Source organism: Bartonella sp. AA18HLJMS, from assembly GCF_042197245.1.
In the GTDB taxonomy this organism is placed as follows: Bacteria; Pseudomonadota; Alphaproteobacteria; order Rhizobiales; family Rhizobiaceae; genus Bartonella.
This window is the reverse complement of the sequence record NZ_JBHIRP010000002.1, coordinates 239082-255029: the sequence shown is the minus strand read 5'-3', so window position 1 is coordinate 255029 and position 15948 is coordinate 239082. Positions and strand designations below refer to the sequence as shown.

General features: G+C 38.2%; 15 protein-coding genes. 2 read left to right on the top strand and 13 right to left on the bottom strand.

What is annotated here, in order from left to right; translation table 11 throughout:
• Window positions 1–4: 4 nt before the first annotated feature.
• Window positions 5–1195 carry a bifunctional 2-C-methyl-D-erythritol 4-phosphate cytidylyltransferase/2-C-methyl-D-erythritol 2,4-cyclodiphosphate synthase gene (locus ACFINW_RS02840; RefSeq protein ID WP_375673773.1) on the top strand — a complete coding sequence of 397 codons (1191 nt, stop codon included), beginning with the start codon at window positions 5–7 and terminating at the stop codon, window positions 1193–1195.
• Window positions 1192–1680, top strand: a complete 489-nt coding sequence (locus ACFINW_RS02835; protein WP_375611275.1) for a CinA family protein — start codon at window positions 1192–1194, stop codon at window positions 1678–1680. The genes ACFINW_RS02840 and ACFINW_RS02835 overlap by 4 nt, the downstream gene beginning before the upstream one ends.
• Window positions 1681–2277: 597 nt before the next feature.
• Here ACFINW_RS02835 and ACFINW_RS02830 read toward each other — a convergent pair.
• The 13 genes from ACFINW_RS02830 to ACFINW_RS02770 form a co-directional block, all read right to left on the bottom strand.
• Window positions 2278–2739: a type II toxin-antitoxin system RatA family toxin gene (locus ACFINW_RS02830; protein WP_273791149.1), complete on the bottom strand. Its 462-nt coding sequence runs from the start codon at window positions 2737–2739 to the stop codon at window positions 2278–2280.
• 2 nt (window positions 2740–2741) lie between these two features.
• Window positions 2742–3704 carry a lipoyl synthase gene (gene lipA / locus ACFINW_RS02825; protein WP_375611273.1) on the bottom strand — a complete coding sequence of 321 codons (963 nt, stop codon included), beginning with the start codon at window positions 3702–3704 and terminating at the stop codon, window positions 2742–2744.
• 67 nt (window positions 3705–3771) lie between these two features.
• Entirely contained in the window at window positions 3772–5232 is a 1461-nt protein-coding gene (gene lpdA, locus ACFINW_RS02820) for a dihydrolipoyl dehydrogenase (protein ID WP_375620768.1), read from the bottom strand.
• 220 nt (window positions 5233–5452) lie between these two features.
• Window positions 5453–6796 carry a pyruvate dehydrogenase complex dihydrolipoamide acetyltransferase gene (locus ACFINW_RS02815; RefSeq protein WP_375612899.1) on the bottom strand — a complete coding sequence of 448 codons (1344 nt, stop codon included), beginning with the start codon at window positions 6794–6796 and terminating at the stop codon, window positions 5453–5455.
• 14 nt (window positions 6797–6810) lie between these two features.
• Window positions 6811–8178, bottom strand: a complete 1368-nt coding sequence (locus ACFINW_RS02810) for a pyruvate dehydrogenase complex E1 component subunit beta (protein WP_375640069.1) — start codon at window positions 8176–8178, stop codon at window positions 6811–6813.
• Window positions 8179–8194: 16 nt separating this feature from the next.
• Complete coding sequence (gene pdhA, locus ACFINW_RS02805; protein WP_375620766.1) at window positions 8195–9235, bottom strand: pyruvate dehydrogenase (acetyl-transferring) E1 component subunit alpha; 1041 nt, start codon at window positions 9233–9235, stop codon at window positions 8195–8197.
• A 137-nt stretch (window positions 9236–9372) separates the two neighbouring features.
• Entirely contained in the window at window positions 9373–9684 is a 312-nt protein-coding gene (locus ACFINW_RS02800) for a septum formation initiator family protein (protein WP_012754998.1), read from the bottom strand.
• 183 nt (window positions 9685–9867) lie between these two features.
• Window positions 9868–10299 (bottom strand): hypothetical protein, encoded by a 432-nt coding sequence (locus tag ACFINW_RS02795; RefSeq protein ID WP_375620765.1) that lies wholly within the window; start codon window positions 10297–10299, stop codon window positions 9868–9870.
• Window positions 10300–10668: 369 nt separating this feature from the next.
• On the bottom strand, window positions 10669–11079 hold the full coding sequence (locus ACFINW_RS02790; protein WP_375620764.1) for a TM2 domain-containing protein: 411 nt from the start codon (window positions 11077–11079) through the stop codon (window positions 10669–10671).
• A gap of 378 nt (window positions 11080–11457) precedes the next feature.
• Window positions 11458–11865 (bottom strand): NINE protein, encoded by a 408-nt coding sequence (locus ACFINW_RS02785; protein ID WP_375620763.1) that lies wholly within the window; start codon window positions 11863–11865, stop codon window positions 11458–11460.
• A 112-nt stretch (window positions 11866–11977) separates the two neighbouring features.
• The gene (gene eno, locus ACFINW_RS02780) at window positions 11978–13249 is read right to left on the bottom strand and encodes a phosphopyruvate hydratase (protein ID WP_375620762.1); all 1272 of its coding nucleotides are present in this window, start codon (window positions 13247–13249) and stop codon (window positions 11978–11980) included.
• 71 nt (window positions 13250–13320) lie between these two features.
• Complete coding sequence (kdsA, locus tag ACFINW_RS02775; protein ID WP_273791141.1) at window positions 13321–14157, bottom strand: 3-deoxy-8-phosphooctulonate synthase; 837 nt, start codon at window positions 14155–14157, stop codon at window positions 13321–13323.
• A gap of 36 nt (window positions 14158–14193) precedes the next feature.
• Window positions 14194–15822: a CTP synthase gene (locus tag ACFINW_RS02770; RefSeq protein WP_375611264.1), complete on the bottom strand. Its 1629-nt coding sequence runs from the start codon at window positions 15820–15822 to the stop codon at window positions 14194–14196.
• Window positions 15823–15948: the final 126 nt, after the last annotated feature.

Below are 15948 nucleotides of genomic sequence, written 5' to 3'. Positions count from 1 at the left end.
AAGTATTTCTATTGCAGCAATAATATTAGCCGCTGGACGGGGTGAAAGAGCAGGATCTCCCCATAAAATTCCAAAACAATATCGGCTTCTAGGACAAAAGCCAATTATTTATCATACCGTGCATTGTTTTTTGCAGCATCCAGCTATCACAACAATTATTCTTGTTATTCATCCAGAAGATCGTCAAATCTGTGAACAAGTTATTGACGATTTTAAAGAGCGCCTTATTATCGTTGAAGGAGGCAATACACGTCAAATCTCTACCTTATATGGACTTCAGGCACTCAAAAAATTTGCCCCCCAATATGTGCATATTCATGATGGTGCACGCCCTTTTATCGAAAACAAGCTTCTTAATAACATTCACAACACTATCACGCCTCAAGAAGGTGTTCTTCCTGTTCTGCCCATCTCTGATACCCTTAAACGTATAAATAATCAGCATGTTTTAGAAACAATTCCCCGTACCCATCTTTATAGTGCACAAACTCCACAGTGTTTTCCCTTTGAACATATCTTAGCGGCCCATAAACAAGCAAAACAAGCTTGCAAACAAGAATTCACTGACGATTCTGCAATTGCCGAATGGTTTGGAATTCCTATGCGTACCATTCCTGGGGATCCTAACAACATAAAAATTACATGGCATGAAGATTTTAATACTGCACATTTATATCTCCAAAAGAAAATGCAAATATTTCCTGATATTCGTACCGGCAATGGTTATGATGTTCACTCTTTTGAGGATGGTGATTTTCTTATATTATGTGGTATAAAAATCCCTTTTCATAAAAAATTAAATGGACACTCCGATGCGGATGTTGCTCTTCATGCATTAACAGATGCCCTTCTTGCAACTCAAGGTGCTGGAGATATCGGTACACATTTTCCTCCCTCTGATCCTCAATGGAAAAATGTATCATCAGAAATTTTTCTCCGTCATGCTCTTGATATTATAAAACAAGCAGGTGGTCGTATCGCCAATGTTGATATCACAATTATCGCTGAAAATCCTAAAATTAGTCCATATCGTCATGCCATGACAGAAAATCTTATAACAATACTTGCAATAACACCTGATCGAATCTCTATCAAAGCAACAACAAATGAAAGGCTTGGATTTATTGGTCGTGGTGAGGGAATTGCTGCTCTTGCAACAGTGAGCGTCCTTTATTCAGGAGAAATTCCCCAATGACATATCTTTGTGAAAAACACGCACATGAAGTCCTTAATACCTTTCGCCAAAAAGGTTTGCTGTTAACAACTGTAGAGTCTTGTACAGGGGGACTCATTGCTGCATGCCTCACAAATATTGCAGGATCGTCAGATGTTCTCGATTGTGGATTTGTTGTTTATTCAAATGAATCTAAAACACGCCTTGTTGGCGTTTGTGCTGAACTTATAAGAACCTATGGTGCCGTTTCAAAAGAAGTTGCTCTTGCAATGGCTGAGGGTGGATTAAAACATTCACAAGCTGACATTGCAGTTTCTGTAACAGGAATTGCTGGTCCAGGAGGTGCAAGTCTTGATAAACCTGTAGGACTTGTGCATTGCGCAGTTGCTTACAAAAACCACTCTCCCCTGCACAAAGAAATGCACTTTGCTCATCTTAATCGCAATGCTATCCGCCACGCAACTGTTGAAAATGCTTTTAAAATGATTCTGGAATTGCTTCACTGAATTCCCCATACTAATTTCAAAATTCTTTATTCCCCATCGTGTCTATAATCGTCAACATCTTGAAAAAATTTTATTGTATCACAACCTGAAAATGAAAGATCTGAATAGCGTAAAGTTATCTCACTTCAGTCCTGTGTAGGTTGAATTAATCAAATTTATTCACTTGCACGCCACAAGAGAAAAAACTGTATAAATAAAATGATTAAAGAAAGAGACACTTGTACTTCTCTCAAGTGCTAAGAGCTGGCACAACATCTTGAGAGATGGCAAATAAATGATACAGGAGGAATTCTTCATAAGTGTACAGATGTAGATTTTATATACTTTTACGAGAATCTATACTATTTATTATGAGCACTATTATGAAATGGGTATGACGCAAGCAGGTTCTATTTGGGCGTTTTGTTTAATGAGTGTGCATCCATTAAAAAAGAGAGAAACAAAAGCATGAAGCTGTGCATCATCTTCATCATTTAAAATGATATTCCTTCAATATACTTTTGAAAGCTGAATTAAAAACAAATAGTAAAGATGGAAACCGGTTTTCACCTTCACGCTGTTTAAGCAATAGGTATTGTTAAAAAATAACAGAATAGACTATGTTACCGTAGAGCCATAAATCTGATGCGCACGCTTCTCAAAAGCCTCGGTAAATTTACGAAACGCAATATCAAACATTGAGCCCATCACTAATCCAAGCGTTTTACTTTTAAACTCATAATCAATAAAAAACTCTACATTACATGCATTGGTATTTTCAATATCATGAAAGGCCCAACGATTTTCAAGATATTTGAATGGACCATCAATATATTTAACTTCTATAAGACTTTTTTCCGGCTGAAGAAATACTTGAGTCGTAAAAGTTTCACGAATAATCTTATAGCCAACGGTCATATCCGCAAGAAGCAATATTTTTTTTCCATATTCTTTTCGAGAACGTATTATTAAAGACTCACACATTGGTAAAAATTCAGGATAACGCTCAATATCTGAAACCAGATCAAACATTTCACTGGCACTATGGGTGATCTGCCGATGTATTGTAAAAATCGGCATAATTATCTCTGTAAGGAAAATTTTTCATCACGCGCTTTTTGCAAAATGGCAAAATCATCTCCAGCATGATGAGATGAACGCGTTAGAGGATTGGAGGCCATATGTAAAAATCCTTTTACTTTACCAATCTTGGCAAAAGACTCAAATTCTTCAGGAGGCACAAAACGAACAACTGGATGATGTTTTCGTGTAGGCTGCAAATATTGTCCAATTGTCATAAAGTCAACATCAGCAGCGCGCAAATCATCCATCAATTGCAAAACTTCATTTCGCTCCTCCCCAAGGCCAACCATAATTCCCGATTTTGTAAAAATTGTTGGATCAAGTTCTTTAACACGTTGTAACAAACGAATTGAATGAAAATAACGTGCCCCTGGACGGACCTTCAAATATTTAGAAGGAACTGTTTCTAAGTTATGATTAAAAACATCAGGCTTAGCAGCAACAACAACTTCTAAAGCGCCATCCTTATGACGAAAATCAGGTGTAAGAACTTCAATTGTTGTTTTAGGAGTTTTTTGACGAATCGCATAAATAACTTTTGCAAAATGCTCAGCACCACCATCAGCAAGATCATCACGATCAACAGATGTAATGACAACATGTTTTAATTCCATCCTTGCAACAGCATCAGCGACACGTTCTGGCTCATTATCATCAACGGCAAGTGGAATACCTGTTGCAACGTTACAAAAAGCACAAGCACGCGTACATATTTCACCTAAAATCATAAAGCTAGCATGCCTCTGGCTCCAACATTCGCCAATATTAGGACAACCAGCTTCTTCACATACAGTCACTAGCTTATGCGTACGTACAATACCATGTGTTTCCTTATAAATTGGTGATGTTGGCGCTTTTACACGAATCCAATCTGGCTTTTTTTGAACGCTTGTATCAGGACGATGTGCCTTTTCAGGATGACGCAATCGTCTATTTGCAACTCTATCAACAACCGTAACCATTTAAGCCTTTGCCTTATAAATACGAAGTAACAATCAAAAATATAAAATTTTTCATACAATCCAGTCATCAAGCGTTTAAAACTTGACCATAAGCATCTAATACACTTTCTTTCATCATTTCCGATAAGGTCGGATGTGGAAAGACAGTATGCATTAATTCTTCTTCTGTTGTTTCAAGATTCATAGCAATAACAAAACCCTGTATCAATTCTGTTACCTCAGCCCCTACCATATGGGCCCCGAGAAGCTGTCCTGTTTTTTTATCAAAAATCGTTTTTACTAACCCCTGATCTTCACCCAAAGCAATCGCCTTACCATTCGCAGCAAAAGAATAACGACCAATACGTATATCATAACCTGCTTCTTTTGCTGCCGCTTCTGAAAGCCCTACAGAGGCAACCTGTGGTGTACAATATGTACACCCTGGAATTTTTCTTTTATCAAGTGGATGAGCTCTTTTCAAACCTGCAAGATGCTCAATACATATCACACCTTCTTCTTCTGCTTTATGGGCCAACATAGGAGGGCCTGCTACATCACCAATAGCATAAATACCTTCCACCCCCGTCCAACTCCATTCATCAGTTACAATGCAGCCGCGATCGGTTTTTATTCCCAAAGCTTCTAAACCAAGATTCTCAATATTACCTTGCACCCCAACAGCGGAAATCAACCGGTCAACAGTCATTGACTCTATTTTACCTTGAACATCAATATGTACACTTACAGAATCGGAAGATTTTTCAACCTTTGTTACTTTTGCTTGACGAAGAATACGTAAACCTTTTTTCTCTAACTGTTTACGAGCAAACGTTGAAATTTCAATATCTTCAGCAGGCATGATATGGGGCATCATTTCAACAACAGTTACTGTCGCCCCCATATCATGATAAAAAGAAGCAAATTCAATGCCAATAGCCCCAGACCCTATAACCAAAAGCGATTTTGGCATTGCTGGCGGTATCATAGCTTCAAAATAAGTCCAAATGAGTTTTCCATCTGGCTCAATACCAGGAAGGACACGAGGACGTGCGCCCGTTGCAATAATGATATGCTTTGCTTGATAAGTTCCCTCCCCTAACGTCCCTTTAGGGACTGGATTTTGCGGTTGCATAATCGGTTTGGAGGATGAAGAAACCATAATTTCCGCAGGAAGGCTTCCCTTTGCTTCTTTAGTAAGCTTTGCTTCACCCCAGATAATATCAATTTTGTTTTTTTTCATTAAAAAACCAACACCAGCATTTAAACGTGCTGAAACACCCCGTGAACGTGCCACAACATCTTTGATGTTTGCCTCAATTGAACCATTAATTTTTAATCCATAATTTGTCGCATGTTCAGCAAAATGTTTCATTTCCGCTGAACGTAGAAGGGCCTTTGTTGGAATACATCCCCAATTTAAACAGATCCCTCCCAAATGTTCACGTTCAACAATCGCAGTCTTAAAGCCACATTGTGCTGCACGAATTGCGGTTACATATCCGCCTGGACCTGATCCAATCACAATTACATCATAAAGATTTGCCACAGTAATTCCTCCATGGATATATAAAAAACGGATATGCATTTTTTGAACTTAAGACTGTAAAACAACATGAGAGAATTATCTTATGTCTTTGCTTTAAGCTTCACGTAAATGCTTTACCCAAACCAGAAATAGCAATAACATTGCTCTTTAAACTCTTTAAATTTGTTTCTATTCTCCTAACACGCTTTCTCACAATTTACGTGAAGAACTGTTAAACAGTTCAAACCAACATTGCTAATGGATTTTCAATCATCTTCTTAAAAGTCCGCGCGAGCTCTGCTGCTAAAGCACCATCGACAGCACGATGATCCGCAGAAAGCGTAACTGACATAACTGTCGCAACAACTAATGCACCATTTTTAACAACGGCGCGTTGCTCCCCTGCACCAATCGCAAAAATCGTCGCATGCGGTGGATTAAGAATAGCCGAAAAACTTTTTATACCATACATCCCCATATTTGATACAGCTGTTGTTCCACCCTGATATTCTTCCATTTTTAACTTGCCCTCGCGCGCACGCTTTGCAAAATCCTTCATCTCTTTGGAAATAAGTGATAACGGCTTTTTCTCTGCATGGCGAATAATTGGTGTAATTAATCCATTGGGAATAGAAACAGCAACCCCAACATCACAATGTTTATGATGAAGCATCCCGCCTTCAAGCCAAGAAACATTCGCATCAGGAACCGCTTTCAAAGAAAGTGCGACAGCTTTGATCACCATATCATTAACAGAAAGCTTATAAGTAGGCTGAGTTTCTTCCTGCCCCTTAACCATTGGAGCAGCAGCATTTAGTTGTGTACGCAGTGCTAATAGCGCATCAAGTTCACAATCTACCGTTACATAGAAATGTGGGACTCTCTGTTTTGATTCCACCAAACGTGTCGCGATTGTTTTACGCATATTATTATGGGGAGCGAAGCTATATTCATCCTCTTTGAAGAGTTTCAATATCTGTTTGTCCGAAGCACCTGTAGCTATTAGCTCCCCTATCGATGATGAATAAGACACTTTAGACATATCGCTGCTCACAGCTTTTTCTACATCGCGCTTAATAATACGCCCATGCGGACCACTTCCAGAAATAAGGGATAAATCAAGACCTGCCTGAGATGCTAATCGCCGCGCTAAGGGAGAGGCAAAAAGACGAGCTTCCTTTTTATCTTGCTGTATTAATTGCCCAGTTGATGATTCGTGAGACATTTTTATTCCCTTTGAGTCCGTCTGTTTCAGAGAATCTGTCTGTTTGATGCCCTCTGGTTTTTGTCTTGTAGAAGAAGAGATTTCTTCTGCAACTTTTGCAGCTTCAGCTAAATCTTCACCTTCTTCTGCTAAAACAACAATTAAAGCATTTACTTTAACGCCTTGTGTTCCAGCAGGAACAACAATTTTAGCAACCCTACCTTCATCAACGGCTTCGACTTCCATTGTCGCTTTATCCGTCTCAATTTCAGCAATAACATCACCAGAGGAAACCTTATCTCCCTCCTTAATATTCCATTTTGTTAAATTTCCCTCTTCCATCGTAGGGGAAAGCGCTGGCATTGTAATTTTAATGGGCATTATGCTTTCCTCCGTTATGCTCTGTATGTCACAGCCTTAACGGCCTCAATAATTTCAGCAGTATTAGGCAAAGCCAACTTCTCAAGATTAGCGGCATAAGGCATCGGAACATCTTTACCAGAAATCGTAGCAATTGGTGCATCAAGATAGTCAAAAGCCTGCTGCATAACACGCGTTGCTATTTCAGTTCCCACAGATGACTGAGGAAATCCCTCTTCAATTGTTACCAAACGACCTGTTTTTTTAACTGACGAAAGAATTGTTGGAAGATCCATCGGGCGAATGGTTCGTAAATCAATCAATTCAACATCAATACCAAGTTTTTCAATTTCTGGTAACGCTTGAACAGCATAATGCATCCCAATTCCACATGCAACAATCGTCACATCTTGTCCAGACTTATGAATACGTGCCTTACCAATAGGCAAAAGAAAATCATCCAGTTGAGGAACATCAAATTGATGCCCATACAAAATCTCATTTTCAAGGAAAATAACAGGATTATCATCACGAATAGCAGATTTCAGCAAACCTTTTGCATCTGCAGCACTATAAGGCATGACAACTTTCAAACCTGGTACATGACTATACCATGCAGCATAACATTGAGAATGTTGAGCACCAACACGGGCAGCCGCGCCATTGGGACCTCGGAAAACCATAGGAGCGGTCATTTGTCCACCAGACATATAACGTGTTTTGGCTGCTGAGTTAATAATTTGGTCCATCGCCTGCATCGCAAAATTAAAGGTCATAAACTCGACAATAGGACGTAACCCACCAAAAGCAGCCCCGACAGCCAGCCCAGCAAAGCCGTGTTCTGTAATTGGGGTATCAATAACTCGGCGTTCTCCGAATTCTTCCAACAAACCTTGACTAACCTTATAGGCACCTTGATATTGCGCGACTTCTTCCCCCATAAGAAAAACTGTTTCATCACGCCGCATTTCTTCAGCCAAAGCCTGATTAAGCGCTTCACGAACTGTCATTGTAACCATTTGTGTTCCCGCTGGAATATCAAAATTAAGAGATGTATCAAAAGTAGGAGCAGCCTGCGGAACTGACAAAGGCAGAGAAAGAGCAGATTCCTTAGTTTTTTGTGCTGTATCAGTAGGTTGCGAAATATCCTCAGCACGCTCACCTTCTTCTAACAAAATTGCAATAACAGTGTTAACCCTTACGCCTTCTGAACCTTCAGGCACAAAAATTTTACCAAGAGTACCTTCATCAACGGCCTCTACTTCCATTGTAGCCTTATCCGTTTCAATTTCAGCAATAATATCGCCAGAGCTAACCTTATCACCTTCTTTCTTGAGCCATTTAGACAGTTTACCTTCTTCCATAGTTGGTGAAAGCGTCGGCATCAAAATATCAATAGACATACTTGCTTCCCTCGCATCAAACTAAAATATCAGTATAGAGCTCAGAAGCATCTGGCTCTTGATCACTTTGTGCAAAATCTACCGCATCAGCAACAATTGCACGGACCTCTTTCTCAATAGATTTTAAATCGTCTTCGCTCGCCCAATTTTTTTTAAGAATCCGACTTTTTACTTGATCAATCGGATCGTGCTCCTCTTTTATTTTTTGGACTTCTTCCTTTGAACGATATTTTGCTGGATCAGACATGGAATGACCACGATAGCGATAGGTCTGCATATCAAGAATGATCGGTCCTTTACCTGAGCGTGCCCAAGAAATTGCTTCATCAGCAGCTCCTTTTACTGATCGAACATCCATACCGTCAACAACAATACCTGGAATTTCAAAAGAAAGACCACGTCGTGAAAAATCAGTTTCTGCAGATGCACGTGAAACTGACGTTCCCATAGCATACTGATTGTTTTCAATAATATAAACAACGGGAAGCTTCCAAAGTGAAGCCATATTAAAACTCTCGTAAACCTGCCCCTGATTTGCAGCACCATCACCAAAATAAACCAATGTCACATTATCTTTACCAAGGTACTGATTCGAAAATGCCAAACCTGAACCAATGGGAACCTGCGCACCAACAATACCATGTCCCCCATAAAAGTTCTTTTCTTTAGAGAACATATGCATCGAGCCACCTTTCCCTTTGGAAAAGCCACCTTGACGTCCCGTTAATTCTGCCATAACACCACGCGGACTCATCCCAACCGCTAACATATGACCATGATCACGGTAAGACGTAATAACCTGATCACCTTCTTTTGCCGCTTTCAATGTTCCTATAACAACGGCTTCCTGACCAATATAAAGGTGACAAAATCCCCCAATAAGCCCCATACCATAAAGTTGTCCTGCTTTTTCTTCAAAACGGCGAATTAAAAGCATTTCACGATAAGCATCAAGTTCTTCTTCTTTTGTAAAATCTGCTATTGGTGCTTTCTTTGTGGTGCTTGATAATGCAGTGCGCGCCACCGACGCAGAATTTTTTTTAAGTCGTTCTGCCATATTAAACTCCCTTTTATGATTATTTAGGAATAACCTTTACGAACAAAAGTTACAAGCCTTATCAATCCGGCTTAAACAATATCATTGCTGATTGTTGTTTAAATTAAGCGATTTTTCATTTACCTTTAGTATCAATTTCAAGGTATTAAGATTGTCAGTTCATTTGGCTTAGAAAAGTTCAAATTCTTTCGGACATACTCATCCAACATATCTTTTTCTATATGCCCGTTGCGTAAAAGAGAAATACGCTTTTCCATGAATATCCGCTCAGCTTCTATTTTATGAAGCTCCTTTTCTAATTCGCTAATATGCTGATTAACTTCACTGCGTGAATACAATCCATACTCACCATGATAAATGTGATAACTGAAATAGCTTAAGACTCCCACCGTCATAAGAGGTAGTACAAAGCGTACTTTGATTGATCGACGTTTCTGCTTTGTCCACATAAAATAGCACAGTCTTTACAGCAAAATTTCTTGATATTTTGCCCAACTATGCATGATTTTGATTAATACCTCATTACCAAATCTACACCAAAATAATTTGTTATTTCAATTTATCCCCCCCCCTTAATACGATCAAAGTAAGTTGAATGCCTCACTTTTTATATTATAAATATTGGATATCCTCTAATTTGTAGCTTTTTTCCTAAAATTTCCTGTTAAAATAAGAATAAAATCAATCAATACCCAAGGTATAATTATAAAAATAATCCCTATAAGCCCTATTCCCATAAATAGTAGACCTATTGTACTTAGTATAGTTATAAGAAGCATTACAATGCCTGTTATAATTTTACCAACCATAAAACGATGAATCCCCAATGCACCAAAACACAAGCAAACGATCGCTAACAACATTTTTGATTGTTGTGGCTGCCCTGCTGACAAGATAGGGAAAACAGACTTAATAGTATCCCCTTCACAGACAAAATCAACCATATCACCAACCTTTGGTGGCTTTTTTCCTGACCAATTCCTACTCAAGAACTGATAACGCTTACCATCACCACCTGAAACGAAATAATTTCCTTGATCCTGACTAATAATTTTACCTTTCATCTTCACCACCTATAAAATTGTTATGCATAAAGAAGCTTTTCTTCTAATATGATAATATGTTGGATAAACCTCACTGCATGAATACGATCTGTACTCACAGTGATATACGACATTTAAAAAAGCCTAAAATCCCCCAACAACTTAAAATTCCCGCATTTATAAGTGGCAATACAAAGCACGCTGTTCGATTTGTACTTTTGTTTTTTATATGAAATAGTACATTCTTTTTCAATATTTTTATTTAAATACTCATAATTTTATTTAATATTTAACATTAAAGACATAGAATAAAATAACTTACATTATTAAATTAATATATTGATAAATATAAATAAAATTATTTATTTATATTAAAATTTTGTCGAGTCGCTATAACTTGGTAATTTTATTGCCATCTGCATCTCTAAAATATCCAGATAAAATAACTATAAAATCAATAAATGACCACAGTATATTGATAAGAATTCCTATACCTGTTACATTTATGAGAAGCATTACGATACCCGTTCCAATTTTACCAGCCATAAAGCGGTGAATACCCAACCATCCCAAAAAAAAACAAATAACTGCCAGACCTAATCTTGATTGCTCTGATTCTTTTTGACTCAAGAGAGGGAGAACAGATTTAACAACATTATCTTCATATACAAAATCAACAATATCCCCTATACTCGGTGGTTTTTTTCCTAACCAATTCCAATCCTCAAATTGATAACGCTTATCATCACCTCCCGAAACGAGATAAACTCCTTGATCTTGACCAATAATTTTACCCTTCATCCTTGCCCACCTATAAAGCTGCTCCTTATGTGTTATTCATAAAGAGATTATTTCTTTTTATAATATGTTGATTAACCTCACGACGTAAATAAAATTTGTAGCAGCTGTGATAAACATGAAATTAAAATAGTTTTGTCCCCCCAATGATCTAACGCTTTCTGCTGCTATAAGCAGCAATACAAAACAACCTTAGTTGATTTACGTCGTTGTTTTACCCACATAAAATAGCACAGTCTTTTTCAATACTTTTATTCAGCTGTGCATATTTCTCTTAATATCTCACATTAAAGAAATAGAATACAATAATCCTGCATTATGCAACTTAATATATTGATCGAAATAAAAAGTAAACTTTACTATTTTTTTATTATAAGATTTTCACAAATCTGTAATCTGATTCCCATCTTTATCAGTAAATTTTCCAGCAACAATGAGTATAAAATCAACAATTGCCCAAATACCGGTAATTATCAATCCAAACAATGATAAAGATAAAACGAGCATTAAAGTACCCGTCCGAACTCTCCCAACCATAAAGCGATGAACACCAAAGATACCTGCAACCCAACAAAGCAGTGCGAACATTATCTTTGTGTTCTCTGTACCTGATCTCAACAATGGAAAAACAGAACTGACAACACCCCCTTCATAGACAAAATCAACCGCATCACCAATCCTTGGTGGTTTCTTTCCCAACCAATCCCAAGTCGCAAACTGATAACGCTTACCGTCATCACCCGAAACGAGATACATTCCTTGATCTTGAGTAATAATCACACCTCTCATCTTAATCCCTATAAATTTAAATACCTATAAAATTACTATGCATATGCCTTTGATAAGAAATCTCAATTTCATAATCTAAATGATCTTATATTTTCATATTTTTTGCTCACAACTATACACGATATAAATCACCAGCATAATGCGCTTGGGCTCCTAGCATTTCTTCAATACGAATAAGTTGATTGTATTTTGCTAATCTATCCGAACGTGCAAGAGAACCTGTTTTAATTTGTCCACAATTCGTTGCAACAGCAAGATCTGCAATGAAAGAATCCTCTGTCTCGCCTGAACGATGAGATATAATGGCACGATAACCTGCTTTATGTGCTACTTCTACAGCATCGAGTGTTTCACTCAATGTACCAATTTGATTAACTTTTATGAGAATAGAATTGCCTACCCCCATTTTGATACCATCACGCAAACGTGCTGAATTCGTTACAAACAAATCATCGCCAACAAGCTGACATTTTTCTCCAATTGTGTCAGTAAGTAGCTTCCAACCTTCCCAATCATCCTCTGCCATTCCATCTTCAATTGTAATAATAGGATAATTTTTCACAAGATGCGCTAAATAATCTACCTGCTCTTGGATGTCTCGGCATTTCCCCTCACCTTTATAAAAATACGAACCATTTTTATAAAATTCGGTTGAAGCACAGTCTAAACCAATGGCAATTTGTTCACCTGGTTTATAACCACATATCATGATAGATTCCATAATAAAATCAATTGCTTGATCAGCACTTTTAAATTGAGGAGCAAAACCACCTTCATCACCAACATTGGTATTATAACCCGCATCTTTTAAACGCTTTTTCAATGCATGGAAAATCTCAGCGCCATAACGGATAGCTTCTCTTACAGTAGGAGCTCCTATAGGGATAATCATAAACTCTTGAAAATCAATCAAATTATCAGCATGAACGCCACCATTAATAATATTCATCATGGGGGTTGGAAGAATATGCGCTTGTGTACCACCAATATAACGATACAAAGGTAAATTTAATGAATCCGCAGCTGCTTTTGCAACAGCTAATGAAACACCAAGAAGTGCATTGGCACCAAGACGGGCTTTGTTTGGCGTTCCATCCAAAGCAATCATTGCTTGATCAATAGCAATTTGATTTGTTGCATCCCGCCCACCAAGTTCTTCAAGAATTTCGCCATTAACTGCAGCAACCGCTTTTTCAACACCTTTCCCTTGATAGCGCAAACCACCATCACGAAGCTCTATAGCCTCGTGTGCTCCTGTTGAAGCTCCCGAAGGAACCAGAGCGCGACCAAAAGCTCCATTCTCCAAATGAACATCAACTTCTACCGTTGGATTACCACGGCTATCAAGAACTTCACGCCCAATGATATCGACAATTATAGTCATATGTGTTTCCTTATCCAATAAAAGTCTCGATTCATTTATAATGCCCTATTAATGAAATATTTTTTCTCTTCTCAGCTCAACTTTTTTGACAGATAATCAAATTCCATTAAAGTCTCAAGCAATCTTTGTAAATCATCAACTTTAACCATATTAGGTCCATCAGAAGGTGCATTATCTGGATCTTGATGTGTTTCTAAAAAAATACCAGCTACCCCAACAGAGACAGCTGCACGCGCTAAAATTTCAACAAATTGACGCTGCCCACCAGATGAAGCCCCCTGCCCCCCAGGTTCTTGAACAGAATGCGTTGCATCAAAAATAACAGGAGCACCAAATGAACGTAAAATAGGCAACGAACGCATATCAGAAATAAGTCGGTTGTAACCAAATGACGTGCCTCGCTCACAAAGCATAACATTCGGATTACCACTGTAAACAACCTTTTTTAAAACATTCTCCATATCCCACGGCGCTAAAAACTGACCTTTTTTAATGTTAATAACACATTCTGTTTTGGCGGCTGCTACCAAAAGATCTGTTTGACGACATAAAAAAGCCGGTATTTGTAAAATATCAACTGTAGAAGAAACAATTGTACATTGCTCTTCTGTATGCACATCAGTTAATATGGGACAATTAAACTCTTTTTTTAAATCAGAAAAAATGGACATTGCTTTTTCAAGACCAATACCACGTGCCGCCCCCAAAGAGGTTCTGTTGGCTTTATCGTAACTTGATTTATAAACAAACCCGATACCAAGCTGATCGGTAATTGTTTTAATACGACCAGCCATTTCAAAAGCATGATCACGACTTTCCATCTGACACGGCCCTGCAATTAATGAAAGAGGCATTTCATTTGAAAAAATCATATTTCCAACTTTCACACGGGCATTTGGTTTAGTCATTTTATCCCTCAAAAGCAAAGTAACCCAATTTATGCATTAAACTAATCGACTTTGTTCTACAGCAGCTTCAATAAAAGAAGAAAAAAGCGGATGTGGATCAAAAGGACGGGATTTTAATTCTGGATGATATTGAACACCAATAAACCATGGATGATCTACATATTCTATCGTTTCTGGTAAAATACCATCAGGAGACATCCCAGAAAAAATCAAACCACACTGTTCTAACTTATCCTTATAATCAATATTGACCTCATAACGATGACGATGTCGCTCGACAATCTTGGTCACCCCATAAATTTGAGCAATATGACTCTCTTCTTTTAATTCAGCAGCAAAAGCACCAAGGCGCATCGAACCGCCGAGATCACCATTTCTTGTACGTTTTTCAAGGACGTCTCCTTTAAGCCATTCTGTCATTAAACCTACAATTGGATTGTCTGTTTCGCAAAACTCACTCGATGAAGCATTCTCAATCTGTGCAATATTGCGCGCAGCTTCTATACAAGCTAATTGCATCCCAAAACAAATCCCTAAAAATGGAACTTTACGCTCTCGCGCAAATTGAATTGCTCGAATCTTCCCTTCTGCCCCTCGTGCCCCAAAAGCACCTGGAACCAAAATTCCATGGGCTTTTTGTAAAGCTGAAACAGAATCTTCTTTTTCAAAAAGCTCCGAATCAATCCACTCAATATTAACCTTCACTCTATTCGCTAAACCACCATGCGCAATCGCTTCAATAAGAGATTTATAAGCATCCTTTAAGCCCGTATATTTTCCCACAACAGCAATCGTAACTTCTCCTTCAGGATGGTGAATACGATGCGTAATATCTTCCCAACGATCCATCTTGGGGGAAGGTGCCGAATCGATTCCAAAAGCGCAAAGAACTTCAGAGTCCAAACCCTCCTTATGGTATGCCATAGGAACATCATAAATTGTTGGCATATCTAATGCCTGAATGACTGCATTGGAGCGAACATTGCAAAAAAGTGATAATTTGCACCGTTCTGTTTCTGGAATAGATCGATCTGCACGTACAAGCAAAATATCAGGAGAAATACCAACTGCTTGCAATTCTTTGACAGAATGTTGTGTTGGTTTCGTTTTTAATTCACCTGCTGAAGGAATATAAGGCATTAATGTGAGATGGACATAAACGACATTTTGTCTCGGTAGCTCATTGCGAAGCTGACGAATCGCTTCTAGAAAAGGCATTGCTTCAATATCACCAACCGTTCCACCTATCTCACACAAAACAAAATCAAATTCTTCATTTCCCATCGTAATGAATCTCTTAATTTCATCCGTAACATGAGGAATAACTTGGACTGTTGCCCCCAAATAATCACCACGCCGCTCTCGTTCAATGATATTGCGATAAATACGCCCTGTTGTAATATTATCTTGGCTATTTGCAGAACGCCCAGTAAAACGCTCATAATGACCAAGATCAAGATCCGTTTCTGCACCATCATCGGTTACAAATACTTCACCATGTTGATAAGGTGACATCGTACCTGGATCAACATTTAAATAAGGATCAAGTTTGCGAAGACGTACGCGATAGCCACGAGCCTGTAATAACGCTGCTAACGCCGCCGCTGCGATGCCTTTTCCAAGGGAAGAAACCACACCACCAGTAATAAAAACATAACGTGCCATGGGCTTATGGTGATAAGCAATTTATAATGATTTTTCCAGCAAAAAATGCAAAAAGAAACAATTTTCCTTCTAAAATAAAAAAGGCGAAAAAATCACCTTTTTTAAAAAGTCTATGTTTTCTTAAAA

Bases quoted from the DNA above. Each gene is read 5' to 3' on its own strand.
- ACFINW_RS02835 (WP_375611275.1), top strand. From the start codon at position 1,192: ATGACATATCTTTGTGAAAAACACGCACATGAAGTCCTTAATACCTTT.
- ACFINW_RS02830 (WP_273791149.1), bottom strand. From the start codon at position 2,739: ATGCCGATTTTTACAATACATCGGCAGATCACCCATAGTGCCAGTGAA.
- lipA (WP_375611273.1), bottom strand. From the start codon at position 3,704: ATGGTTACGGTTGTTGATAGAGTTGCAAATAGACGATTGCGTCATCCT.
- ACFINW_RS02815 (WP_375612899.1), bottom strand. From the start codon at position 6,796: ATGCCCATTAAAATTACAATGCCAGCGCTTTCCCCTACGATGGAAGAG.
- ACFINW_RS02810 (WP_375640069.1), bottom strand. From the start codon at position 8,178: ATGTCTATTGATATTTTGATGCCGACGCTTTCACCAACTATGGAAGAA.
- pdhA (WP_375620766.1), bottom strand. From the start codon at position 9,235: ATGGCAGAACGACTTAAAAAAAATTCTGCGTCGGTGGCGCGCACTGCA.
- ACFINW_RS02800 (WP_012754998.1), bottom strand. From the start codon at position 9,684: ATGTGGACAAAGCAGAAACGTCGATCAATCAAAGTACGCTTTGTACTA.
- ACFINW_RS02795 (WP_375620765.1), bottom strand. From the start codon at position 10,299: ATGAAAGGTAAAATTATTAGTCAGGATCAAGGAAATTATTTCGTTTCA.
- ACFINW_RS02790 (WP_375620764.1), bottom strand. From the start codon at position 11,079: ATGAAGGGTAAAATTATTGGTCAAGATCAAGGAGTTTATCTCGTTTCG.
- ACFINW_RS02785 (WP_375620763.1), bottom strand. From the start codon at position 11,865: ATGAGAGGTGTGATTATTACTCAAGATCAAGGAATGTATCTCGTTTCG.
- eno (WP_375620762.1), bottom strand. From the start codon at position 13,249: ATGACTATAATTGTCGATATCATTGGGCGTGAAGTTCTTGATAGCCGT.
- kdsA (WP_273791141.1), bottom strand. From the start codon at position 14,157: ATGACTAAACCAAATGCCCGTGTGAAAGTTGGAAATATGATTTTTTCA.
- ACFINW_RS02770 (WP_375611264.1), bottom strand. From the start codon at position 15,822: ATGGCACGTTATGTTTTTATTACTGGTGGTGTGGTTTCTTCCCTTGGA.